This window comes from Oliverpabstia sp. (assembly GCF_022785585.1).
In the GTDB taxonomy this organism is placed as follows: Bacteria; Bacillota; Clostridia; order Lachnospirales; family Lachnospiraceae; genus Oliverpabstia; species Oliverpabstia intestinalis.
The window spans coordinates 44,690-67,338 of sequence record NZ_JALFPR010000107.1 but is presented as its reverse complement, the minus strand read 5'-3'; the positions used below and the strand labels follow the sequence as shown (position 1 = coordinate 67,338).

The 22,649-nt window shown below is 42.7% G+C and carries 38 protein-coding genes; 1 reads left to right on the top strand and 37 read right to left on the bottom strand.

Translation table 11 applies throughout. From position 1 onward, the window contains the following. Window positions 1-113: 113 nt before the first annotated feature. The 35 genes from MSA64_RS07870 to MSA64_RS07700 form a co-directional block, all read right to left on the bottom strand. A complete protein-coding gene (locus MSA64_RS07870; RefSeq protein ID WP_022172315.1) occupies window positions 114-305 on the bottom strand; it encodes a hypothetical protein in 192 nt (63 codons plus the stop codon). Window positions 306-343: 38 nt separating this feature from the next. Then, entirely contained in the window at window positions 344-1,519 is a 1,176-nt protein-coding gene (locus MSA64_RS07865) for a glycoside hydrolase family 27 protein (RefSeq protein WP_287891238.1), read from the bottom strand. A gap of 300 nt (window positions 1,520-1,819) precedes the next feature. Continuing rightward, window positions 1,820-2,356 (bottom strand): bL17 family ribosomal protein, encoded by a 537-nt coding sequence (locus tag MSA64_RS07860; protein WP_022172313.1) that lies wholly within the window; start codon window positions 2,354-2,356, stop codon window positions 1,820-1,822. Between the two features lie 130 nt (window positions 2,357-2,486). Further along, window positions 2,487-3,446, bottom strand: coding sequence for a DNA-directed RNA polymerase subunit alpha (locus MSA64_RS07855; protein WP_022172312.1), 960 nt, complete (start codon window positions 3,444-3,446; stop codon window positions 2,487-2,489). 89 nt (window positions 3,447-3,535) lie between these two features. Further along, window positions 3,536-4,129, bottom strand: coding sequence for a 30S ribosomal protein S4 (rpsD, locus tag MSA64_RS07850; protein ID WP_154432052.1), 594 nt, complete (start codon window positions 4,127-4,129; stop codon window positions 3,536-3,538). 18 nt (window positions 4,130-4,147) lie between these two features. After that, window positions 4,148-4,540, bottom strand: a complete 393-nt coding sequence (rpsK, locus tag MSA64_RS07845; protein ID WP_022172310.1) for a 30S ribosomal protein S11 — start codon at window positions 4,538-4,540, stop codon at window positions 4,148-4,150. A 52-nt stretch (window positions 4,541-4,592) separates the two neighbouring features. Then, complete coding sequence (gene rpsM / locus MSA64_RS07840; protein WP_154432051.1) at window positions 4,593-4,961, bottom strand: 30S ribosomal protein S13; 369 nt, start codon at window positions 4,959-4,961, stop codon at window positions 4,593-4,595. A gap of 347 nt (window positions 4,962-5,308) precedes the next feature. Further along, window positions 5,309-5,422, bottom strand: a complete 114-nt coding sequence (gene rpmJ / locus MSA64_RS07835; RefSeq protein ID WP_003497809.1) for a 50S ribosomal protein L36 — start codon at window positions 5,420-5,422, stop codon at window positions 5,309-5,311. 405 nt (window positions 5,423-5,827) lie between these two features. Continuing rightward, complete coding sequence (infA, locus tag MSA64_RS07830; protein WP_106491835.1) at window positions 5,828-6,046, bottom strand: translation initiation factor IF-1; 219 nt, start codon at window positions 6,044-6,046, stop codon at window positions 5,828-5,830. A 16-nt stretch (window positions 6,047-6,062) separates the two neighbouring features. Then, on the bottom strand, window positions 6,063-6,329 hold the full coding sequence (locus tag MSA64_RS07825) for a KOW domain-containing RNA-binding protein (protein WP_022172088.1): 267 nt from the start codon (window positions 6,327-6,329) through the stop codon (window positions 6,063-6,065). Window positions 6,330-6,339: 10 nt separating this feature from the next. Further along, window positions 6,340-7,095 carry a type I methionyl aminopeptidase gene (gene map, locus MSA64_RS07820; protein WP_022172087.1) on the bottom strand — a complete coding sequence of 252 codons (756 nt, stop codon included), beginning with the start codon at window positions 7,093-7,095 and terminating at the stop codon, window positions 6,340-6,342. A gap of 3 nt (window positions 7,096-7,098) precedes the next feature. Next, window positions 7,099-7,743 (bottom strand): adenylate kinase, encoded by a 645-nt coding sequence (locus tag MSA64_RS07815; RefSeq protein ID WP_117523995.1) that lies wholly within the window; start codon window positions 7,741-7,743, stop codon window positions 7,099-7,101. 85 nt (window positions 7,744-7,828) lie between these two features. Continuing rightward, the gene (secY, locus tag MSA64_RS07810; protein ID WP_106491833.1) at window positions 7,829-9,145 is read right to left on the bottom strand and encodes a preprotein translocase subunit SecY; all 1,317 of its coding nucleotides are present in this window, start codon (window positions 9,143-9,145) and stop codon (window positions 7,829-7,831) included. A gap of 13 nt (window positions 9,146-9,158) precedes the next feature. Continuing rightward, window positions 9,159-9,593, bottom strand: a complete 435-nt coding sequence (rplO, locus tag MSA64_RS07805; RefSeq protein ID WP_022172084.1) for a 50S ribosomal protein L15 — start codon at window positions 9,591-9,593, stop codon at window positions 9,159-9,161. Between the two features lie 23 nt (window positions 9,594-9,616). Next, window positions 9,617-9,790, bottom strand: coding sequence for a 50S ribosomal protein L30 (rpmD, locus tag MSA64_RS07800; RefSeq protein ID WP_022172083.1), 174 nt, complete (start codon window positions 9,788-9,790; stop codon window positions 9,617-9,619). 13 nt (window positions 9,791-9,803) lie between these two features. Continuing rightward, a complete protein-coding gene (rpsE, locus tag MSA64_RS07795) occupies window positions 9,804-10,313 on the bottom strand; it encodes a 30S ribosomal protein S5 (protein WP_022172082.1) in 510 nt (169 codons plus the stop codon). Between the two features lie 20 nt (window positions 10,314-10,333). Next, window positions 10,334-10,702, bottom strand: a complete 369-nt coding sequence (rplR, locus tag MSA64_RS07790) for a 50S ribosomal protein L18 (RefSeq protein WP_022172081.1) — start codon at window positions 10,700-10,702, stop codon at window positions 10,334-10,336. A 17-nt stretch (window positions 10,703-10,719) separates the two neighbouring features. Next, window positions 10,720-11,259 carry a 50S ribosomal protein L6 gene (rplF, locus tag MSA64_RS07785; protein WP_287891233.1) on the bottom strand — a complete coding sequence of 180 codons (540 nt, stop codon included), beginning with the start codon at window positions 11,257-11,259 and terminating at the stop codon, window positions 10,720-10,722. A 96-nt stretch (window positions 11,260-11,355) separates the two neighbouring features. After that, the gene (gene rpsH / locus MSA64_RS07780) at window positions 11,356-11,757 is read right to left on the bottom strand and encodes a 30S ribosomal protein S8 (RefSeq protein ID WP_022172079.1); all 402 of its coding nucleotides are present in this window, start codon (window positions 11,755-11,757) and stop codon (window positions 11,356-11,358) included. A gap of 134 nt (window positions 11,758-11,891) precedes the next feature. Then, window positions 11,892-12,077: a type Z 30S ribosomal protein S14 gene (locus MSA64_RS07775; protein ID WP_022008349.1), complete on the bottom strand. Its 186-nt coding sequence runs from the start codon at window positions 12,075-12,077 to the stop codon at window positions 11,892-11,894. Window positions 12,078-12,095: 18 nt separating this feature from the next. Beyond that, entirely contained in the window at window positions 12,096-12,635 is a 540-nt protein-coding gene (gene rplE / locus MSA64_RS07770) for a 50S ribosomal protein L5 (RefSeq protein ID WP_022172078.1), read from the bottom strand. 22 nt (window positions 12,636-12,657) lie between these two features. Beyond that, on the bottom strand, window positions 12,658-12,963 hold the full coding sequence (gene rplX / locus MSA64_RS07765) for a 50S ribosomal protein L24 (RefSeq protein ID WP_022172077.1): 306 nt from the start codon (window positions 12,961-12,963) through the stop codon (window positions 12,658-12,660). Between the two features lie 12 nt (window positions 12,964-12,975). Continuing rightward, window positions 12,976-13,344 (bottom strand): 50S ribosomal protein L14, encoded by a 369-nt coding sequence (gene rplN, locus MSA64_RS07760; RefSeq protein ID WP_022008346.1) that lies wholly within the window; start codon window positions 13,342-13,344, stop codon window positions 12,976-12,978. Between the two features lie 36 nt (window positions 13,345-13,380). Further along, on the bottom strand, window positions 13,381-13,635 hold the full coding sequence (gene rpsQ, locus MSA64_RS07755) for a 30S ribosomal protein S17 (protein ID WP_022172076.1): 255 nt from the start codon (window positions 13,633-13,635) through the stop codon (window positions 13,381-13,383). 22 nt (window positions 13,636-13,657) lie between these two features. Beyond that, the gene (gene rpmC, locus MSA64_RS07750; protein WP_022172075.1) at window positions 13,658-13,864 is read right to left on the bottom strand and encodes a 50S ribosomal protein L29; all 207 of its coding nucleotides are present in this window, start codon (window positions 13,862-13,864) and stop codon (window positions 13,658-13,660) included. Continuing rightward, complete coding sequence (gene rplP / locus MSA64_RS07745; protein ID WP_022172074.1) at window positions 13,854-14,291, bottom strand: 50S ribosomal protein L16; 438 nt, start codon at window positions 14,289-14,291, stop codon at window positions 13,854-13,856. Before rplP ends, rpmC begins: the two co-directional genes overlap by 11 nt. Before the next feature lie 2 nt (window positions 14,292-14,293). Further along, the gene (gene rpsC, locus MSA64_RS07740; protein WP_022172073.1) at window positions 14,294-14,950 is read right to left on the bottom strand and encodes a 30S ribosomal protein S3; all 657 of its coding nucleotides are present in this window, start codon (window positions 14,948-14,950) and stop codon (window positions 14,294-14,296) included. Window positions 14,951-14,964: 14 nt separating this feature from the next. Beyond that, complete coding sequence (gene rplV, locus MSA64_RS07735; protein WP_287891229.1) at window positions 14,965-15,351, bottom strand: 50S ribosomal protein L22; 387 nt, start codon at window positions 15,349-15,351, stop codon at window positions 14,965-14,967. A gap of 37 nt (window positions 15,352-15,388) precedes the next feature. Next, the gene (gene rpsS, locus MSA64_RS07730; RefSeq protein ID WP_022010392.1) at window positions 15,389-15,673 is read right to left on the bottom strand and encodes a 30S ribosomal protein S19; all 285 of its coding nucleotides are present in this window, start codon (window positions 15,671-15,673) and stop codon (window positions 15,389-15,391) included. A gap of 13 nt (window positions 15,674-15,686) precedes the next feature. Continuing rightward, window positions 15,687-16,532 (bottom strand): 50S ribosomal protein L2, encoded by an 846-nt coding sequence (gene rplB / locus MSA64_RS07725; RefSeq protein ID WP_154432047.1) that lies wholly within the window; start codon window positions 16,530-16,532, stop codon window positions 15,687-15,689. Window positions 16,533-16,615: 83 nt separating this feature from the next. Beyond that, window positions 16,616-16,915, bottom strand: a complete 300-nt coding sequence (rplW, locus tag MSA64_RS07720) for a 50S ribosomal protein L23 (protein ID WP_022172070.1) — start codon at window positions 16,913-16,915, stop codon at window positions 16,616-16,618. Beyond that, window positions 16,915-17,529 carry a 50S ribosomal protein L4 gene (gene rplD / locus MSA64_RS07715; RefSeq protein ID WP_022172069.1) on the bottom strand — a complete coding sequence of 205 codons (615 nt, stop codon included), beginning with the start codon at window positions 17,527-17,529 and terminating at the stop codon, window positions 16,915-16,917. Before rplD ends, rplW begins: the two co-directional genes overlap by 1 nt. Window positions 17,530-17,593: 64 nt before the next feature. After that, window positions 17,594-18,229 carry a 50S ribosomal protein L3 gene (rplC, locus tag MSA64_RS07710; protein ID WP_022172068.1) on the bottom strand — a complete coding sequence of 212 codons (636 nt, stop codon included), beginning with the start codon at window positions 18,227-18,229 and terminating at the stop codon, window positions 17,594-17,596. A gap of 160 nt (window positions 18,230-18,389) precedes the next feature. Continuing rightward, window positions 18,390-18,707 (bottom strand): 30S ribosomal protein S10, encoded by a 318-nt coding sequence (gene rpsJ, locus MSA64_RS07705; RefSeq protein WP_287891227.1) that lies wholly within the window; start codon window positions 18,705-18,707, stop codon window positions 18,390-18,392. Window positions 18,708-19,009: 302 nt separating this feature from the next. Then, window positions 19,010-20,218, bottom strand: coding sequence for a hypothetical protein (locus MSA64_RS07700; protein ID WP_287891225.1), 1,209 nt, complete (start codon window positions 20,216-20,218; stop codon window positions 19,010-19,012). Between the two features lie 229 nt (window positions 20,219-20,447). Here MSA64_RS07700 and MSA64_RS07695 point away from each other — a divergent pair, with 229 nt between their 5' ends. Further along, on the top strand, window positions 20,448-21,203 hold the full coding sequence (locus MSA64_RS07695) for a GNAT family N-acetyltransferase (RefSeq protein ID WP_154432043.1): 756 nt from the start codon (window positions 20,448-20,450) through the stop codon (window positions 21,201-21,203). Between the two features lie 233 nt (window positions 21,204-21,436). Here MSA64_RS07695 and MSA64_RS07690 read toward each other — a convergent pair whose 3' ends face one another. Together MSA64_RS07690 and whiA are read right to left on the bottom strand one after the other, a co-directional pair. Beyond that, window positions 21,437-21,691, bottom strand: coding sequence for an HPr family phosphocarrier protein (locus MSA64_RS07690; protein WP_022172064.1), 255 nt, complete (start codon window positions 21,689-21,691; stop codon window positions 21,437-21,439). Then, window positions 21,684-22,649 carry a DNA-binding protein WhiA gene (whiA, locus tag MSA64_RS07685; protein WP_287891223.1) on the bottom strand — a complete coding sequence of 322 codons (966 nt, stop codon included), beginning with the start codon at window positions 22,647-22,649 and terminating at the stop codon, window positions 21,684-21,686. The genes MSA64_RS07690 and whiA overlap by 8 nt, the downstream gene beginning before the upstream one ends.

Genomic DNA, 22,649 nt, shown 5'->3' with positions numbered 1-22,649 from the left:
ATCGTGTCAGTCGCAAAGGTCTCATGTAAGCATGAATTTTGGCTCGTTGCTCGCGAAAACACAAAAGCCCTCTTCACCGGAATTATACTTTTCACGGTAAAGAGGGGCTTTGTTTATCGAAACAGCACACAATTGCCAGATTCCCGATAATATCGGATGCGCTCTTCAATCGCTTTTCGTTCGCAGTGTAACGCTTCCGCCAGACAGTCCATGCACAGAAAACTCGAAGCATTTCGCGATACCAGTTTCATATAGATGGCTTTCTCATCTGTGGTGAGATGTGCACCGCATTTTCTGCAATCCATTTACTTTTCCACAACTTTCTCTTTATTTTCCTAATTATTCAGCACTGTTCTTCTACTTTTCTACAATGCGCGCGCACAACCACACAGCCATGAGATGGTACAACCGGTGCAAATCGCTCGGTAAATTCGCCCAGTTCTTCCCCTGTGATGCAGTCGTGCAGAGACAGGGATACTCCGGCAGCATATGGAATACCCATATCCCAGAATTCCAGAGACAGTTCCCTCTGTGTATCACTGAAATTAAAGATACCGATCGCAAGATCTCCATCTGTCAGAGGTTTTACCAGAATAAATGCTTCATTCTCGTTATAAACATCCGGAAGTGGTTTGATCACATAAGCCCCGCGTGCTTCCAGGTCCTGATTGATAGCAATCAGATCTTTGTTTAACAGGGTTTTCTTTGTCTCTTCGGATGCTTTTCGCAGATCACAGCCCATGATCAGCGGGGATCCCATGATCGCCCACAGGGCAAAATGTGTCAGATATTCCTGATCGGTACAGCCACCGATCTTACTTCCGATAAATCCGTCATTGCTGGCACCGTGCATTCCTACAACCAGCATGTCCATATCGTTGTGGCAGAAATTGCCGGTATAGGGCTCTTTTCCCATCTGAGAGATTGCCAGATTTGTAATGGATTCCCAGTTATCCTGAATATCCCCGGTAGAACGATAGGTATGCGCTCCGGAAGACCGGATCCAGTCGTAGACTCCGTCAGTTCCCCAGTTACATGCAGCAAACAGGATTTCTCTGCCACAATTCTTTAAAGCAAGGCTCATGCGCTTATACAGGATTTCACCCGGAATCTGCCGTGGCTTGAAGCAGTAGTCGTATTTCAGATAATCCACGCCCCACTCTGCAAATTTCTTCGCATCCTGGAATTCATGTTCAAAACTGCCCGGATAGCCGGCGCAGGTATGGGTTCCTGCACAGGAATACATGCCGAATTTGAGTCCTTTTCCATGTACATAATCACTGACCCACTTCATTCCATGCGGGAATTTTTCCGGATCCGGAACGAGATTACCGTCCGCATCACGCTGTTTCAGGCTCCAGCAGTCATCGATGACCAGATATTCGTATCCGGCCTCCAGATATCCGTCTTCTACCATGCGATCTGCCATCTCACAGATCATTTTTTCATTGATATCCCAGGTAAAGGTATTCCAGGAATTCCAGCCCATCGGAGGGGTCAGTGCGATTGGTTTGTTCATTTTGTTATCCATCCTTTCTTATAATCCGTTATCTCTTCTGTCATTCATCCCTTCCTTCGCTGATATGATGTATTTTTGTAAAATCTCAGCTGTCCTGGATGCATTTTCAGAATCTTTGATGTCTCTATCATACCTGTTAACCTGATAATTTTATATGGTAATTTGTTGATTTTTATATGTAAAAAGATGCAAAAAAATACTGGACAGAGCGTAAACAGTCTATGCAACGCAGCAAAAAAGACACCGATCTATGTTTCCACAGATCGGTGTCCTGTTAATTATCGTTTGAACACTCTGAAATTATACCAGCTCCAGAACTACTTCCATAGCTGCGTCACCTTTACGCGGTCCGATTTTGATGATTCTTGTGTAACCACCGTTACGGTCAGCATATTTTGGTGCGATTTCGTTGAACATTTTGTCTGCCATGTCAACGTCTTTTGTGTTTTTCTTTCTTCCAGCAGCTTCTGTCGGAACAGCTTTTACCGGATAGAATACTTTCATCATCTGGCGTCTTGCATGCAGTCTGGAAGGAGCGTCTTTCTTGATTTCTTTCTGTACTTCATCGTAAACAGTTACTTTCTTTCCGTCTACAACTTCTTTTACTCTTTTGCCATCAGCATCTTTACGAGCAACTTTAGCTGTAACAGTTACTGTTTCAAAGTTGTCTTTTTCTTTTACAGCCAGAGCGATCAGGCCTTCAGCAACTTTGCGGATTTCTTTTGCTTTTGCTTCTGTAGTAACGATTTTACCATGATATAACAGATTTGTTACCTGGTTTCTGATTAACGCTTTTCTCTGTGCAGATGTTCTGCTCAGTTTTCTATATCCTGCCATTTTATTTTCCTCCATTTGTGGAACAGCCGGTCATGCTTCTTTGGTCTTACTGACGGACTGCTTTATCTTCTACAAATATTCCTTTACCCTACCGGCCAGTTACCGGCAGTTGCAGCAAACAAGCTGCTTCTTATTCTTCACCAGGATTTAACTGTAATCCCAGTTCTTTTAATTTTGCAAGTACTTCTTCCAGAGATTTACGTCCCAGGTTACGGACTTTCATCATATCTTCAGAAGTTCTGTTGCAAAGTTCTTCAACGGTATTGATACCGGCTCTCTTCAGACAGTTGTAGGAACGAACGGACAGCTCCAGCTCGTCAATGTTCATTTCCAGAACTTTCTCTTTTTCATTGTCCTCTTTTTCAATCATGACTTCTGCAGTCTTTGCATTTTCGGAGAGGTCAATGAACAGTTTCAGATGCTCGCTCAATACTTTTGCAGCCAGGCTGACTGCTTCATCCGGATCCAGAGTTCCCTTTGTATAAACATCCAGTGTCAGTTTATCGTAGTCAGTGATCTGGCCGACACGAGTGTTCTGAACTGTCAGGTTTACACGCTCTACCGGTGTATAGATTGCATCTACAGCTAATACGCCGATCGGCATATCATCTGTTTTTCCTTTATCTGCACTGACGTAACCACGACCTTTTGTAATGGTCAGTTCCATATACAGCTTGCTGTCTGGTCCGCCGTTTAATGTAGCGATTACCTGGTTTGGATTCATGATCTCGATATCCTGGTCAACCTGGATATCAGATGCTCTTACCACGCCTTCGCCTTCGAACTCGATGTATGCGATCTTCGGATCATTGCTTTCGCTTGTGTTCTTGATCGCAAGGCTCTTCAGATTCATGATGATTTCGGTTACATCCTCTTTTACACCCGGGATGGAACTGAACTCATGCAGAACGCCTTCGATTTTTACCTGGCTGACTGCAGCACCCGGCAGAGAGGACAACATGATTCTTCTCAGGGAGTTACCCAGAGTAATACCATAGCCACGCTCCAACGGTTCTACTACAAAGCGGCCATATTTTTTATCATCGGAAATTTCTGTAATCTCAATTTTTGGTTTGTTAAAATCAAACATACCAGGCCCTCCTTATTGGGATAATTATTTTCACTGAGGGTAACATATGGGAAATGGCCCACACGTAAACGGTGAGCCACAACTCACAATTATTTAGAATACAACTCGACGATAAGCATTTCGTTTACAGGTACGTCAATTGCATCTCTTGCAGGAACTTCTTTAACAGTTCCTTTTAATGCTTCCTGATCAACATCCAGCCATTCCGGAACCAGTCTTCCACCGGTCACTTCCAGAATGTCTTTATATCTCTGAGAAGATTTTTTAGCTTCTTTGATCTCAATCTGATCTCCGGCTTTTACCAGGTAAGACGGAATGTTTACCTGTTTGCCGTTTACCAGTACATGTTTGTGGTCAACGATCTGACGAGCTTCTCTTCTGGTTCTTGCGAATCCCAGACGGAAGATTACGTTGTCCAGTCTCATTTCCAGCATGGCCATCAGGTTACTACCTGTCATACCAGGCATCTGGTCAGCTTTCTTGTAGTAGTTACGGAAAGGTTTTTCCAGAACACCATAGATGAATTTTGCTTTCTGTTTTTCTCTCAGCTGCAGACCGTACTCAGACATTTTACGGTTTGCTCTTTTTAACTGTCTTGTGGATTTTTTGTCAATTCCTAAATAGATAGGATCCAGACCCAGGGATCTACATCTTTTCAGAACTGGTACTCTATTTACTGCCATAATCTACTGACCTCCTAATTAGACTCTTCTACGTTTTGGTGGACGGCAACCATTGTGTGGTACCGGAGTTACGTCTTTGATACTTACTACATCAAGTCCGCATGCGGAAAGAGCACGGATTGCTGCTTCTCTTCCTGATCCCGGTCCTTTTACGAATACATCAACAGTTTTCAGACCATGAATTAACGCTGCTTTAGTAGCTGTTTCTGCTGCTACCTGAGCTGCATAAGGAGTAGATTTTCTTGAACCTCTAAATCCCAGACCACCGGCACTTGCCCATGATAAAGCATTTCCTTCAGCATCTGTCAGAGTAACGATTGTGTTATTGAAAGATGACTGGATATGTGCCTGTCCGCGTTCAACGTTTTTCTTTACACGACGTTTTGTCGTTTTCTTTGTCACTTTAGCCATTTTAAAAACTAACCTACACTTTCTTCTATTCTATGTTACTGGTTGCCACGAATTATTTCTTCTTGTTTGCTACAGTTCTCTTAGGACCTTTTCTTGTTCTTGCGTTGGTCTTTGTTTTCTGACCACGAACAGGCAGGCTCTTTCTGTGACGGATACCTCTGTAGCATCCGATCTCCTGCAGACGTTTGATGTTCATAGCGATCTCTCTTCTCAGATCACCTTCTACAGTCTGAGTCTCATCGATTATAGCACTGATTCTTTTTACTTCTTCGTCCGTGATATCTCTAACACGGGTGTTCGGATCTACATTAGCTGCTTCCAGAATACGGGTAGCGCTTGTTCTACCGATTCCGTAGATATAAGTTAATCCGATTTCAATACGTTTTTCTCTTGGTAAGTCTACACCAGCAATACGTGCCATGTAATTTTCCTCCATCTTCTACTTGACCAGTCGGGGCAGCCCATATGTCTCCATATGTCTGAAATGTGTGTCCTATCCGGTCATATTAATATTTTCCTAATTGGGATGCCGGTATGTGAAGCATCCAGCCATGTCTCCATGACCTTTCCGGCTTAGCCGGTATTAAGCAATATTATAAGGGATGCAACGCTCTCTACGGCGTTCATCCGCCGGAGGCTCTCCGGTACACCACTCCGGAGCACTCTCATTATAATATCTAAACAGTACAACACATCCAGATGTGTCCTACTGCAGCCGCACTTAATTTTGAAGCTCTCGCTTCCAAACAGTCAGATCTAATTGACGGATTAGCCCTGTCTCTGTTTGTGTTTTGGATTCTCGCAGATTACTCTGATACTACCTTTTCTTTTGATGATCTTGCATTTCTCGCAGATCGGTTTAACAGATGATCTTACTTTCATGTGAATCCTCCTTTCTCCTTCTTAGCTAAGACGCATTCTTGCGCCTGCTCATGGTGGAAGAACCCTGTTTTTTGCGCACAAAAAAAGAACGCATTCACAAAAGTTCGTCTTACAGTATAGCATTCTCTTTTCAAAAAAGCAAGCCATTTTTTCAATTTTTTTCCTGCTTTTTCAGCCTTTCTCTCCGTTATCCCAAAACCAGCACCAGCCGGATACTTTCCTCCGTCAGCAACACTTTGTGGGCGCCTAGGGTAAGCTTTGAGATCCGACACCTACGCAGACTTAGGCTCGAGCGCTCTCGCGAGAGTCTTAGTCGTAGTTGGTGGCTAGCTCAAAGTTACCCTGCCCACGTTGCTTACGGAGGAAAGTATCCGGCTGGTGCGTACCCTTCGGGATAACTATTCTTTATTTATCTCTCCAGATAATTCTACCCTTAGACAAATCATACGGAGAAAGTTCCATAGTAACCTTATCTCCCGGTAAGATACGAATAAAATTCATTCTCAGCTTACCACTGATATGTGCCAATACCACATGTTTATTTTCCAGCTCAACCTTGAACATTGCATTTGGCAATTTTTCAAGGACAGTACCTTCTACTTCAATAACATCTGCCTTAGACATTGCATTCCCTCCTGTTTTACTTTTCGCCGTATTCTCTTCTTCCACGGATGACATCCGAATCCTGAAGATCTCTTCCTTCCCGGATCACATTCTGAATCCATTCCGGAATATGCCGATCCACCTGAACATGTTTGATCCTTTTCTTTTTCGGATGATCCAGTGTACGGATCTTCCCGTCCACCAGATACACAAAAGGCTCTTTCACATCCAGAACCATATAGACCTTTCCCTTATCATGACCGGCAAGGGATCTGGCCATCATGCCAACACCATATCCTTCCATCCGGGCACCTCTATTTCGTAAAGGTCAGGATTTCAGGTTCGCCCTCAGTGATGAGAATCGTATTCTCATAGTGAGCGGCCAGTGATTCATCTTCAGTCACAACCGTCCAGTCATCATCCAGCCAGCAGACTTCCGGTCTGCCCATGGTGATCATAGGTTCAATAGCAAGTGTCATACCAGGCACCAGACGGATTCCTCTCCGCTTCTGTGCAAAGTTCGGAATCTGCGGATCTTCATGAAGGCTGGTTCCGATTCCATGACCAACCAGATCTCTGACCACACCGTATCCAAAACTTTCTGCATAATTGCCGATCGCAGCGGAAATATCATACAGATGATTTCCTGCTTTTGCCATTTTGATTCCTTCAAAGAAACTCTGACGGGTTACATCAATCAGTTTCTGAGCTTCAGGGCTGATCTCCCCAACTGCATGGGTACGGGCAGCATCCGAATGATAACCTTTGTAGATGAGTCCGGCATCCAGGCTGACAATGTCTCCTTCTCGAAGAATTCTCTTCTTACTCGGGATTCCATGTACAACCTCATCATTTACAGATACACAGATGGATGCAGGATATCCATTGTAATGAAGGAAATTCGGGGTGCATCCGAAACTTCGGATCATTTCTTCACCCAAATGATCGATTTCCCAGGTTGAAATCCCCGGTCTGATTGCTTTTGCAAGTTCGTCATGAACTTTCTCAAGCAAATGGCAGGATTCCCTCATTAATTCAATTTCCCTGGCAGTCTTTATTGATACTGACATGTTTTACGCTCCTAAGATTTCAGTGATAGCCTGGAACACATCATTCAGATCCTGTGTTCCGTCGACTTCTCTTAATACGCCTTCTTTTTTGTAGAAGTCGATCAAAGGCTTGGTTTGTTCATGATATACACTCAGACGTTTCGTAACAGTCTCGGGTTTGTCATCGTCACGCAGCACCAGTTTTGCACCACATACATCACAGATATCTTCCACTTTCGGAGGATTATGTTTGATGTGGTAAGTGCATCCGCATCCAGGGCAGGCACGACGTCCACCCATTCGGTTTACGATGTTCTCATCCGGAACTTCAACGTTGATTGCATAATCAATAGTTTCACCCATTTTCTCCAGCGCAGCTTTTAAAGCCTCCGCCTGCGGAATGGTTCTTGGAAAACCATCCAATACATAGCCGTTTTTACAGTCTGCCTGATTGATTCGATCAACGACCAGATCACAGGTCAGCTCATCAGGAACCAGATGTCCCTGATCCATATAACTTTTTGCTTTATTTCCAAGTTCTGTACCGTTTTTGATATTCGCCCGGAAAATATCTCCTGTGGAGATGTGCGGAATCTCATATTTTTCCGCAATTTTTTTTGCCTGTGTGCCTTTACCGGCACCAGGTGCACCCAACATAATTACTTTCATCTTTGTACCCTCTCCTTCTTTTTTTCGTAATTAAATAATTACTTTAATAGCACTTTAAGGCTGTGGCGTAAAACGCCACAACCTTTTAGTTATCTAAAAAACCTTTGTAGTTTCTTACCAGCATCATGGATTCAATCTGCTTCAGTGTCTCAAGGATAACTCCTACAATAATAATGATAGAAGTTCCGCCGAATGACACATTCGCACCGAATACACCATTAAAGAAGAACGGGATAACCGCTACAATGGTAAGCCCAGCTGCACCAATAAAGATGATATAATTCAACATCTTTGTCAGATAATCTACGGTTGGTTTTCCTGGACGGATACCCGGGATAAAACCACCCTGCTTTTTCATGTTATCAGCTACTTCCAATGGATTGAAAGTAATTGATGTATAGAAGTAAGCGAAAAAGATTACCATAACGATATAAGCCACCAGGCCAATCGAATACCATGGATGTTCCAGGTCAAACCAGTTATTACTGTTCATACCTGCCAGAATCTTGCCACCAATACCTGTTCCACCGGTTTTGCCCAGGAAAGAAGCAATCACACTTGGGAAAGACATAATAGAGGATGCAAAGATTACCGGGATTACGCCGGCCGTATTTACTTTTAAAGGAATATGGCTGGACTGTCCGCCCATCATTTTTCTGCCCTGCATCTTTTTGGAATACTGAACAGGAATTCTTCTCTCAGCTCCGTTCAGGATAATTACCAGAATTACAACCCCAACAATAATCGCCGCTATAATAACGCCGGAGAGGAGTGCTTTTGCAATAATTTTTCCTTTCATGAAGCTTTCGTACAGTGTCGTCATATCACTCGGGATACGAGATACGATATTGATCAAAAGTACGATGGAAATACCATTTCCAACACCTTTTTCATTGATCTGTTCACCAACCCACATTAAGAACGCCGAACCTGCTGTTAATGCAACAACTACTACAACCATTTTAACAAAACTATTGTCCGGAATCAATCCTTTATTACCGAATCCGATTGCCATGGCAATAGATTCAAACAGGGATAATCCGATGGTTACATAACGGGTAATTGCACCAAGTTTCTTTCTGCCATCTTCTCCGTCTCTCTGCATTTCTTCCAGTTTTGGAATCGCGATTGTAAGAAGCTGGATAATAATGGATGATGTGATGTAAGGTGTAATGCTAAGTGCAAAGATAGACATCTGTGAAAATGAACCGCCTGTAAATGCGTCGAGGAAGTTAAATGCATCGCCCGTCTGACTTTCAAACCAGGTTTTGAAATAACTTCCATCGACTCCCGGAACAGGGAGCTGGGAGCCAATTCGGATGACTACCAGCATCATTAACACATAAAAGATTCTATGTCTGACATCTTTCACTTTAAATGCATTCTGAAGAGTCTTTAACATATAAGCTCACCTCTTATGCTACTGTTCCACCTGCTGCTTCAATTTTTGCTTTTGCGCCTTCGCTTACTGCAGTAACTTTTACAGTCAGTTTCTTTGTCAGTTCTCCGTTACCAAGAATCTTAACACCATCCTTCGGATTGGAAACCAGACCACTCTCAACCAGAGCTGCGATAGTAACTTCTGCTCCATCTTCAAATCTGTTCAGAGCTTCTACATTGATACCAACGATTTCTTTGGTATTTCTGTTCTTGAAACCTCTCTTAGGAAGTCTTCTGTATAAAGGCATCTGACCACCTTCGAAACCTGGTCTTGGAGCTCCGGAACGAGCTTTCTGTCCTTTATGTCCTTTACCAGCTGTTTTACCATTTCCTGAACCGTGTCCACGGCCTCTACGGAAGTCATCACTCTGTCTGGAACCTTCTGCAGGTCTTAAATTAGATAAATCCATTGTGGCACCTCCTTCTATTCTAATTACGCTTCTTCAACTTTTACTAAATGCTGAACCTGTTTGATCATACCTCTTGTTGCTGCATTATCCGGCAGTTCAACAGTTTTGTGCATTTTGGACAGTCCCAGAGCTTCAATTGTTTTTTTGTGTTTTGGAACTGCACCGATTGTAGATTTTACTAAAGTAATTTTTAACATTTTCCAGTCCTCCTTAAGCAAAGATCTCTTCTACGGATTTACCGCGAAGTCTAGCTACTTCTTCCGGAGTCTTTAACTGACTTAAACCTGCGATGGTAGCAAGTACAACGTTCTGTTTATTTCTGGAACCCATACATTTTGTACGGATGTTTTTGATACCTGCTAACTCGATAACCGCACGAGCCGGACCACCAGCGATTACACCAGTACCTTCCGGGGCTCTCTTCATCAGAAGTTCAGCGCTGCCGAATTTACCAACATAATCATGTGTGATACTGTTGTTTTCATCTCTTGCTACGGTTACTAATTTTTTGATAGCATCTTCTTTTCCTTTGCGGATAGCTTCCGGAATTTCAGCTGCTTTTCCAAGTCCTGCACCAACATGTCCGTTGCCGTCTCCAACAACTACTAAAGCTGTAAAACGCATGGTACGTCCACCTTTAACAACTTTTGTTACACGTTTGATTGAGACTACTTTTTCTTCTAATTCTAACTGACTAGCATCAATGATTGTATGTCTCATGTATTTCGCTCCTCTCTTTCCTAGAATTTCAGGCCAGCTTCTCTAGCTGCATCTGCTAATGCTTTTACTTTACCATGGTATACGAAACCGCCTCTGTCAAATACAACTTCTTCGATTCCTGCCTCAACTGCTTTCTTACCGATAACAGTTCCCAGGTAAGCTGCTGCTGCTACTGTGTTGGTCTGTTCCAGTTCTGCTTTTACGTCTTTCTGAAGAGTAGAAGCGGATACTAATGTTTTTCCAACGGTATCATCAATGATCTGTGCATACATATGGTTATTACTTCTGAATACAGCCAGACGAGGTCTCTGAGCTGTACCAACGATATGATGACGCATTCTTCTATGCTTTTTAGTACGAACACTCGCTCTTGATACTTTATTAATCATTTTTGCACTCTCCTTATTTATTTCTTACCAGTTTTACCAACTTTACGTCTGATAACTTCATCAGCATATTTGATACCTTTACCTTTGTAAGGTTCCGGTCTTCTCTTTTCTCTGATTTCAGCTGCGTACTGGCCAACTTTTTCTTTGCTGATACCTTTTACAGTAATCTTGTTGCCATCTACAGTTGTTTCCAATCCTTCCGGATCTTCCATTTCAACTGGGTGAGAATATCCTAAGGAAAGAACTAATTTCTTACCCTGTTTCTGAGCTCTGTAACCTACACCGTTTACTTCCAGAACTTTTTCATATCCTTCGCTGACACCAACAACCATGTTGTGGATCAGAGTTCTGGTCAGACCGTGCAGAGCTTTCATTTTCTTTGAGTCGTTTGGTCTTGTTACTACCACATGTCCATCTTCTACTTTGATGTCCATTTCTACAGGCAGATTTCTTTCCAGAGTTCCTTTAGAACCTTTTACAACAACGCAATTGTTCTCTTTAACTTCAACTGTTACACCAGCCGGAACAACTACAGGCAGTCTTCCAATACGTGACATACCATTTTCCTCCTATTAACTTAGATTTTCGGAGAGGACGCTCAGTCCCCTCTGTTTTCAGTTTCTATATCCTTTGCTTGCGCGAAGTGACCGATCTTACCAAACGAATGCCAGAACTTCACCGCCAACCTGCAGCTTTCTGGCTTCTTTATCAGTAATAACACCCTGGTTTGTAGACAGAATTGCGATTCCCAGTCCGCCCAGTACTCTTGGCAGTTCGTCTTTACCAGCGTAAATACGAAGACCTGGTTTGGAAATTCTCTTCAGACCAGTGATGATCTTTTCGTTTTTGTCAGCACCGTATTTCAGAGTAATACGGATGTTTTTGAAGTTTCCATCTTCTACGATTTCATATTTTGCCACGTAACCTTCTTTAACCAGAATGTCTGCGATAGCAACTTTGATTTTGGATGCCGGAACGTCTACAGTAGCATGTTTTGCTGTGTTAGCGTTACGGATTCTTGTAAGCATATCTGCAATCGGATCGCTCATTGTCATGATAGTTTCCTCCTAATTATTTAGACTTTTCATGTTCTTGTTTGTATGTGTAATACCCTCTCACTTTAGCGCAGCCTTTCGGCCTTGCCAAGTGATGTGGGCTTTCATCGGATCTTTCGATCCGCTTTCAACTCTTACCAGCTTGCTTTCTTAACACCCGGGATCTGTCCTTTGTATGCTAATTCACGGAAGCAAATTCTGCAGATTCCGTATTTTCTTAAGTAAGCATGTGGACGACCACAGATTCTGCAACGATTGTATTCTCTTGTGGAGAATTTCTGTTTACGCTGCTGTTTGATTTTCATTGCTGTCTTAGCCATGAATTTTCCCTCCTATTCTTACTTTGAAAACGGCATGTTGAATAATGTCAATAATTCACGAGCTTCTTCATCAGTCTTAGCTGTTGTAACAAAGATGATGTCCATACCTCTTACTTTATCAACTTTATCATACTCGATTTCCGGGAAAATCAGCTGTTCTTTAATACCCAGTGCATAGTTTCCTCTTCCGTCAAATGCGTTTGGATTAACTCCACGGAAGTCACGTACACGAGGCAGAGCCAGGTTGATCAGACGATCAGCGAACTCATACATTTTTTCCCCTCTCAGGGTAACTTTACAACCGATTGGCATACCTTCACGGATTTTGAAGTTAGCTACGGAATTTTTTGCTCTTGTCAGAACTGCTTTCTGTCCGGAAATTGTTTCCAGATCTTTTACAGCTGCTTCCAGAATTTTAGCATTTTCTTTGGCTTCGCCAACACCCATGTTGATTACGATCTTATCGAGTTTTGGCACTTCCATGATATTTTTATAACCAAATTTCTTGGTCATAGCATCTACGATCTCATTTTTGTAAGTATCTTTCAGTCTGCTCACTTTCAATTGCCTCCTCTCTCAATTAGTCGATTACTTCGTTGCTGCCTTTTGCAACACGAACTTTTTTTCCATCTTCAACTTTGAAGCCTACACGAACAGCTTTTCCGTTGTGGATCAGCATTACGTTAGATGCATCGATCGGAGCTTCTTTGTTGATGATTCCGCCCTGCTGGTTAGCCATAGAAGGTTTTGCATGTTTTGTGATCATGTTGATACCTTCAACGATGACTTTACCGTCTTTTACAGACAGAACTTTTCCTTCTTTATCTTTATCTTTACCGGCGATTACCTTAACGGTGTCACCTTTTTTAATTTTTAAACTTGCCATCAGGTTACCTCCTTATAATACTTCTGGAGCCAGGGATACAATTTTCATAAACTGTTTCTCACGAAGCTCTCTTGCTACTGGTCCAAAGATACGAGTTCCCCTTGGTGTTTTGTCATCTTTGATGATGACAGCTGCATTCTCATCAAATTTGATATAAGAACCATCTTTACGACGAACACCTTTTACAGTACGTACAACAACGGCCTTAACTACATCGCCTTTTTTAACAACGCCGCCTGGTGTTGCATCTTTGACGGAAGCAACGATAACATCACCGATATTGGCATATCTTCTAGTAGAACCGCCCATAACACGGATACACAGAATCTCTTTTGCACCTGTGTTATCAGCAACTCTAAGTCTACTTTCCTGCTGAATCATGCTGGTATTCCTCCTATACGAATTAACTGATAACGATTATTTTACTTTCTCAACGATTTCAACCAGTCTCCATCTTTTGTCTTTGGACAGCGGTCTGGTTTCCATAACTTTAACGGTATCACCGATGCTGCACTGATTCTGCTCATCATGTGCTTTCAGTTTATATGTTCTCTTTACGATTTTTTTGTAAAGAGGATGTTTAACATGGTCTTCGATAGCAACTACGATTGTTTTATCCATCTTGTTGCTGACTACTTTACCAATACGTGTTTTTCTAAGATTTCTTTCCACGATTTAGTGCCTCCTTCTTAGATTACTGTACGTTCGCCTTTTCAGCGATTACGGTCTGAATTCTGGCAATATTTCTACGAACCTCTTTGATTCTGCTTGTATTGTCCAGCTGATTGGTTGCATTCTGGAATCTCAGGTTAAAGAGTTCCTTCTTAGCAGCTACTAATTCTTCCTGTAATTCTGTAGCTGATTTCGCTTTTAAATCTTCTACATAATTTTTAATTTTCACTGTTATCACCGCCTTCTAAGTCTGCACGAGAAACGATTTTACATTTACATGGTAACTTATGCATTGCAAGACGTAATGCTTCACGAGCTGTTTCCTCAGGTACACCTGCGATCTCGAACATTACACGACCTGGCTTAACAACTGCTACCCAGTATTCCAGAGCACCTTTACCGGAACCCATACGTGTTTCTGCTGGTTTTGCTGTTACTGGTTTGTCCGGGAAAATTTTGATCCAAACTTTACCACCACGTTTGATATAACGAGTCATGGCAACACGGGCTGCCTCGATCTGGTTGGATTTGATCCAGCAAGGATCCATTGCTACAAGACCGAACTCACCGTAGTTAATTTTATTTCCTCTTAATGCTTTTCCTCTCATGGATCCGCGGAATTGTTTACGACGTTTAACTCTCTTAGGCATTAACATAATTATTTATCGCTCCCTTCCTTAGTTCCTTTGGTTGGAAGAACTTCGCCATTATAAACCCAAGCTTTTACACCAACTTTTCCGTAAGTTGTATCAGCTTCTGCGAAGCCATAGTCAATATCTGCTCTCAGTGTCTGAAGCGGAATAGTTCCTTCGCTGTAGAACTCTGTACGAGCCATATCTGCTCCACCAAGACGTCCGGATACGGATGTTTTGATTCCTTTTGCTCCGGCTTTCATTGTTCTCTGCATTGTAGATTTCATAGCACGACGGAAGGAAATACGGTTTTCCAGCTGCAGTGCGATGTTTTCTGCTACCAGCTGAGCATCTTTGTCTGGTCTCTTAACTTCTTTAATATCAACAATCAGTTTCTTTGTTGTATATTTCTGCAGTTCTTTTTTTACTTTCTCGATTTCAGAACCACCTTTACCGATTACAACACCCGGTTTAGCTGTATAAATAATAACTTTTACACGCTCGGAAGCTCTTTCGATTTCGATCTTAGCAACACCTGCGCTGTACAGTTTCTTTTTCAGAAATGTTCTGATGTTATAGTCTTCCACCAGGTTATCAGCAAAGTCTTTTTCTGCATACCATTTGGAATCCCAGTCTTTGATAACACCGACTCTAAGGCCGTGTGGGTTAACTTTCTGTCCCATGATTACCCTCCTTATTATCTTTCATCTAACACGATAGAGATATGACTTGTTCTTTTCTCAATTCTGTATGCACTACCCTTTGCTCTCGGTCTGATTCTCTTCATTGTAGGTGCTTTGTTTGCGTAGCACTCTGCAACGTACAGATTTTCAAGGCTCATGCCGTTGTTGTTCTCGGCATTTGCGATTGCAGACTCCAGTAATTTTTTGATTACGCTTGAAGCGTAACGTGGGTTGTATGTCAGAATTCCCAGTGCTGTCTGCACATCTTTTCCACGAATTACATCCAGTACATAACAAGCTTTCTGTACGGACATTCTTGCATAGGATAACTTAGCAGATGGTCTGGTATCTTTATTAGCATTTCTTGCTCTTTTAATCTGGCTTCTATGTCCTTTTGCCATGACTAAAATCCTCCTTTCAAGATTGGGCTATACCGCTTTATTTACGAACACCTGATTTTTTCTCGTCTTTTCCATGTCCTCTGTAAGTTCTTGTAGCAACGAACTCACCCAGTTTATGTCCAACCATATCTTCTGTAACATATACCGGCACATGTTTTCTTCCATCATGGACAGCGATTGTGTGTCCTACGAAAGATGGGAAGATTGTGGAACGACGTGACCAGGTTTTAATAACTGATTTATCTCCTGCTGCATTCATAGCATCAACTTTTTTAAGTAAGCTCTGATCTGCAAAAGGTCCTTTTTTCAATGAACGAGCCATTTACGTAACCTCCTTATTTCACTAATGTTTTACCGTCTCTTCTTCTTACGATATACTTATTGGACTGTTTGTTTTTCTTTCTGGTCTTCAGGCCCAGAGCAGGTTTACCCCATGGAGTACATGGACCAGGACGGCCGATACCGGTCTTTCCTTCACCACCACCATGCGGATGGTCATTCGGGTTCATAACGGAACCACGTACAGTCGGGCGGATACCCATGTGACGTTTTCTTCCGGCTTTACCGATATTTACCAGGTTGTGCTCTCCGTTTCCTACAACACCGATAGATGCACGGCAGTTGATCGGAACCATTCTCATTTCGCCTGAAGGCAGTCTTAAGGTTGCGTATTTTCCTTCTTTTGCCATCAGCTGAGCTCCATTACCAGCAGAACGAACCAGCTGTCCGCCCTTTCCAGGATGAAGTTCTACATTGTGTACCATAGTACCAACCGGGATTTCTGACAGTGGCATGCAGTTACCAGGTCTAACTTCTGCGTTAGCTCCGTTCATAACTTTAGCGCCGACTTTCAGTCCTTCTGGTGCCAGGATGTATGCTTTCTCACCGTCTGCGTAGCAGATCAGTGCGATATTTGCTGTTCTGTTCGGATCGTATTCGATAGCAACTACAGTTGCAGGGATATCATCTTTTCTTCTCTTGAAGTCGATGATTCTGTATTTTCTTCTGCTTCCGCCTCCGCGATGTCTAACTGTAATTTTACCCTGATTGTTACGTCCGGAATTCTTTTTCAGAGATACTACCAGAGATTTCTCTGGTGTGGATTTTGTGATTTCAGCAAAATCCAGGCTGGTCATATTTCTTCTGGACGGTGTATATGGGCTGTATTTTCTGATTCCCATTGTAATTATCTCCTTTCATTCAGCGATAGTAAGAGCGATCGGATGTTCGCTCAAGTCTTATTGACTTTGTCCGCTTTGCAATCTTACAGACCTTCGAAGATTTCGATGTCTTTGCTGTTCTCTGTCAGAGTAACGATTGCTTTTTTTGTCTTAGCTGTTCTTCCAACTGTGTAACCACGACGTTTTTTCTTACCGTCAAGGTTCATTGTGTTTACAGTTTTTACTTCTGTTCCTTCGAACATTTTTTCAACAGCTTCTTTGATCATAGATTTGTTTGCTTCCGGATGAACCAGGAAAGTATATTTTTTCTCGCTCATAGCGTTCATACTTTTTTCAGTTACAACCGGTTTAAGGATTACATCATAATATTGAATGTTAGCCATTATGCATATACCTCCTCAACTTTTGCAACAGCTGCTTTGTCCAGAACAACCGTGTTGTATTTCAGGATATCGAATACATTCAGTGTTCCAACAGATGCTGTGATCACATTCGGAATGTTTCTTGCAGATACGATTACGTTTTCGTTATCGGTAACAACCATTGCTTTTTCAACTTTCAGGTTGTTCAGTACATTCTGCATATCTTTTGTTTTAATAGCGTCTAATTTCAGTTCGTCCAGGACTACCAGTTTGTTTTCCTGTACTCTTGTTGTCAGAGCAGATTTCAGAGCAATTCTTCTTTCTTTCTTGTTCATTTTGAAAGAGTAATCTCTTGGTACCGGTGCGAATACAACTCCGCCGCCTGTCCACTGTGGAGCTCTTGTTGAACCCTGTCTTGCATGACCAGTTCCTTTCTGTCTCCAAGGTTTTCTTCCGCCTCCGCTTACTTCAGAGCGGGTTTTTGCTTTCTGAGTTCCCTGACGTTTATTTGCCAGCTGGCGCACAACTGCCATATGAACAAGATGTTCATTTACTTCTACACCGAACACAGCGTCGTTCAGTTCCAGTGTGCCAACTTCATTGCCTTCCATATTATAAACAGATACGTTTGACATCTGTGTGTTCCTCCTTTTCAAGAATCATGCCTCGCGGCATCGGATCCACCGATCATCCGTTAAATTATTTTGCGCTTTTAACGGTTGCTTTGATTGTTACTAAAGATTTTTTAGGACCTGGTACAGCACCTTTTACCAGAAGCAGATTGTTTTCAGCATCTACTCTGACAATTTCCAGATTCTGTACTGTAACTTTTTTGTTACCCATGTGTCCAGCCATCTTTTTACCTTTGAATACACGGCTCGGATCGGAACAAGCACCGTTGGAACCTGCATGACGATGGTATTTGGAACCATGAGCCATAGGTCCTCTGGACTGACCGTGTCTCTTGATTGCGCCCTGGAATCCTTTACCTTTGGAGATTGCAGTAGCATCTACTTTTTCTCCTGCTGCAAAGATGTCAGCTTTGATTTCCTGAGCCACTTCATAGCTTTCAGCATCTTCTAAACGGAATTCGCGAACGAATCTCTTGTAAGAAACGCCTGCTTTGTCAAACTGTCCTTTCATTGGTTTGTTCACCAGTTTTTCTCTCTTGTCAACAAAACCAACCTGTACTGCACTGTAACCATCATTCTCAACAGTTTTAACCTGAGTTACTACGCAAGGTCCTGCCTGCAATACAGTCACCGGAGTTAAAACTCCATCTTCGTTGAAAATCTGAGTCATTCCAACTTTTGTAGCTAAGATTGCTTTCTTCATTCTTTTTACCTCCTGTTTAAACTACAGCGGAACACCAACCCGGGTGTTCATCCTAGAAACAGCCGATATAAGTGGAACACTATGACCCATAAGGGATGTTGATTCCTAAGAATGTGTTGCTTCTATATCTAACTTTTCCGGATAATTCTTTTCGATGAAATTATTTGTTTTTCATCTTGATATCGATGCTAACACCAGCCGGCATCTCCAGTCTTGCCAGAGCATCCACAGTTTTCTGTGTCGGTCCGATGATATCGATCAGTCTTTTATGAGTTCTCTGCTCAAACTGTTCTCTGGAATCTTTGTAATTGTGTACCGCACGTAAGATTGTTACTACCTCTTTCTTAGTGGGAAGTGGTACCGGTCCACTCACTACTGATCCGTTCTTTTTTACAGTTTCGATGATTTTGCTTGCAGATGCATCAACCAGCTGATGATCATAAGCTTTCAGAATAATTCTCATTACTTGACTTGCCATAAAAAAAGTCGCCTCCTTTTCGCACTTTACGAGTACGACAAGCGGTGACTGTACACTTTCCCGTGTGTGTCCTCCGGACTTTCACGCGGTTTTCCACACTTCTGGTGGACGTATTTAACATGTATACAGTGACTTGTCGCCAGTTTCTTAACTTGACATTCGCTCCACGGAAAACCTGCAATTAATGCAGCAACCTCGCGCTTCATCGCTATCAATGTCACAACACGGGTTATTATAAACGAAACCCCTCGCAAATGCAAGGGGTTTTTCAAATTTTTTCAAAAATTTTTATTTTCTTATTTTTACAGGACGTCTGAATAATCTACCAGGGTAACTCCGCTGACTTCATCTTCGATTACTTCCGGCTCATCTCCATCCGCTTCGGCCTTCTGAAGAAGTTCTTCTTTTGTGTACACCGGCATCGCAAGTTTCTTATCTCCTGTCTCCTGTTTTTCTTCTGATACCGTCTCAAGAACTACCGGCTGTGTCTGCTCTGTCGAATCCAATGGATCTGTCTCTTCCGGTTCCTCTGTCTCTTTCGTCTGATTCTCACCCATCATGCTGGCGATATCAGCAGCGAACAGACTTGCTGTTTCTTCCAAAAGTGTTTTATCCGGATCTTCCGTTTCGTCTGTCGATTCCTGTTTTTCCTGAGTTTCTTCCGTTGGTAATACGATTTCCTGTGTGTTTCCTGCGGTCTGTTCTTCCTGCATCAGTTCCTGTGGAAGAACGATTTCCTGTGTGCTGCCGGCTGCCTGTGTCTCTTCCATCGGCTCTGCCGGTATCGCTTCCGGTTCCTGCTCTGACTCATCCATCATATGAGCCTTTTGGTTCTTCTTGGCAAGTTTGGCTTCCTGTCGTTCACGTTTCGCTCTTGCTTTCGCTTCGGCTACTGCAGCTTTTTCTTCCTGTTTCTGCTTTTTCTTATCTGCTTTTCTTGCTTTTTTCTTTTGCCGTCTGGACATTACTGCAGGTTCTTCTTCCTGTCCTTCCTCAGACTCATCTTCCTGCGCATCCTCATTCTCCTCGTCCTCTTCTTCGTCATCATCTTTTTTCCAGACCTCCGCAAGAATAAACAGGATAATAACAAATACAACAGCAAGTCCCACAATGATCAGCCCTTCTGTACTTCGAAGTGCCATGGATACATAACCAATCACCGGTACAACAAGCATAACTTTCTGAACCGTGCTTCCCAGCTCCTGCTGTGTAGTCCCACCATCTGTGCTCAACTGATCGTCCAGTACCACACCGCTGCCATCGATACTGTCTACCACATATACATATTGTCTGCCTTCCTGACTGATCAGAACTTTATCTCCCTGTTTCAGTTCACTGCGATCCTTCTCCACTGCATAGGCTACGGATCCCTGTGGCAGATTTGTCTGCATATCGACATCATCCACCATCACCGTAGTAATCCCTGCAAATGGTGGAATCAAAAGACCCGCCGCAACCACAATGGCGCAAAACAGGATCACATTAACAATCGTTTTTAAAACCTTCGACATGATCTACTCTCCTCATCTGTTTTCCTATCTGTAAACTCCGCTTTCCACATTTCCAGATACTCTCTTACTGATAATACTGCCTTTTAGGGCAGTATTCATATCATGCCCCTTATTATATCCCCTTTTAACAGCTTCTGCAACCTGTTTTAAAAATTGTAAGTTTTTTCTTATTTTTTGTTGCCTGTATTTTTCTTCTTTATTATAATGAAAGTATACGGAGGTATTTACTATGAAACCCACCATCAAAATGATCGAAGATCTTTCTTTGAACGCGTGGCCCTCTCATCAGATTCAGCTCTATGACGGATGGCTTCTGCGTTTTTCTTATTTTTATACTCACAGAACCAACTGTGTGGAACAGATTGGACCATCCTCGATCCCTATCGAAGAAAAAATTAATTTCTGCGAAGACGCTTACCATCGCTGGGGAACGCCTTCCATCTTCAAGATCACGCCTCTTCTTCCGGATGATTTTGAAAAGCGGCTGATCGACCGCAGATATGCAGTGCAACACGTCACGGAAGTAATGACCCTGGATCTGGCTCCCTGGCAGATCACCATGCCACCTGTCAGTGTGCGGCTGGAACGTACCATCAATGACCGGTGGATTCAGTCGTTGTTTGCCTTAAAAAGTACAACCAGTGCCATACATCGTCAGATTGTACCTTCTATGTACCATGCAATTCCAAAAGACACTCTTGCCGCTTCCATTACCAATAGCGACGGACAGATTGTCGCTATCGGACTCGGCATTTTGGATCGTTCCTACATGGGAATCTATGCGATCCATGTGCATCCTCATTACCGCGGACGCCAATATGCCCGTTCCATTTGTACTTCTTTGTTAAATCGCGGAAAAGAGCTGGGAATGACCGGGGCTTATCTGCAGGTCGTAGAGGGGAATACTCCTGCCAAGCGGCTGTATCTTTCTCTTGGATTCGAAGACTTTTACAGTTACCATTTCCGGGTAAAAGAATTATTTTAAAATTACAAAAGACAGGGACATTCTCTTCGGACGTCCCTGTCTTTTGTAATTGTTCGCGTAACTATTCAGTAGCCACTGTACCGCGAGGTGTTTTGGCATGAATATGCCAAAATCCCGAGACATACAAGCCAAAATGCCATCACCGAAGGTGATTTTAAATGCATTTTTGCTCGTAACTGTGAAGGTACTGAACAGTTACTTGTTCGCTATATAATTGGCAAATTACCTATCTATTACTTACTTGTCAGATATTTTTCAATTCCTTCGATAGCCGCTTCTTCATCTGTACCTTCTGCACAAATTGTAACGCTTTCACCTACATTCAGCCCAAGTGTCATCATACCCATGATACTTTTTGCATTGACATGTTTATCTCCGCTTTCCACCTGGATTCTGCTTTCATACTGGCTGGCAACCTGTACAAGCATCGCTACCGGTCTTGCTTCTAATCCATTGGAAATCTGAATTGTAATTGGTTTCTTAATCATTATAATCCTCCTTATTTCCCCGCAGTTCATCGGCAATTCTTCCAAGTTTACGAAGTCTGTGATTCACTCCTGATTTCCCCACCGGAGGATTCATCATCTCCCCCAGTTCTTTCAGAGTCGCTTCCGGATAACGTAACCGACAAACTGCGGTCTCCTCCAACTCCTCCGTGAGTTGTGAGAAGCCCACATGTGTTTCAATATACCTGATATCTTCTATCTGTTTTACTGCTGCCGAAACCGTTTTCCCGATGTTGGCAGTCTCGCAGTTCACTTTACGGTTAATATTGTTGCTGATTTCCTTCCTGATTCGAATATTCTCCAGATTCATCAGAGCGATTCCTGCTTCTACCACTCCCAGAAAATCTACGATCTGGGATCCCTCTTTCAGATAAACCACCTGGTTTTTCTTTCTTGTAACAATTCTCGCATCCAGCTCAAATTCTTTCATGATAGACTGTATCTGTTCCGCCCGTTCCATAGTTGAGCAGACAATTTCCAGATGATATCCTTTCTCCGGATCGCTGATAGAACCTGCAGCTAAAAACGTTCCCCTCAAAAATGCTCTTTTACAACATTCTTTTTGTATCACCAGACGGCTCATAACAGACAGGTCATCTGCAATCTCCTGTTCCGGCGACATAAATTTGGTAGCCTGAAGAATTCGAACCGTATCCTCATGGGAAGGTACTTCTACCTTATATACATTGGACTTTTTCAGGTAAGCATTCTTCCGAACGTGAATTACAGCTTCTATATTAAATGTTTTTTCTACTAATGTAAAGTACTTTCTTGCCACAGACACATTTTCTGTATGTACGGTCACGCAAAAGTGATCGTTAGCCGAGATACTGACCTGCCCACAGACACTTAAGATCGCAGCGATCTCTGCAATCTGGCAATGACGCGCCGTGGATATCTGCCGGGATAATTCCTCTTTCACTTTACCGCAAAAGGACAT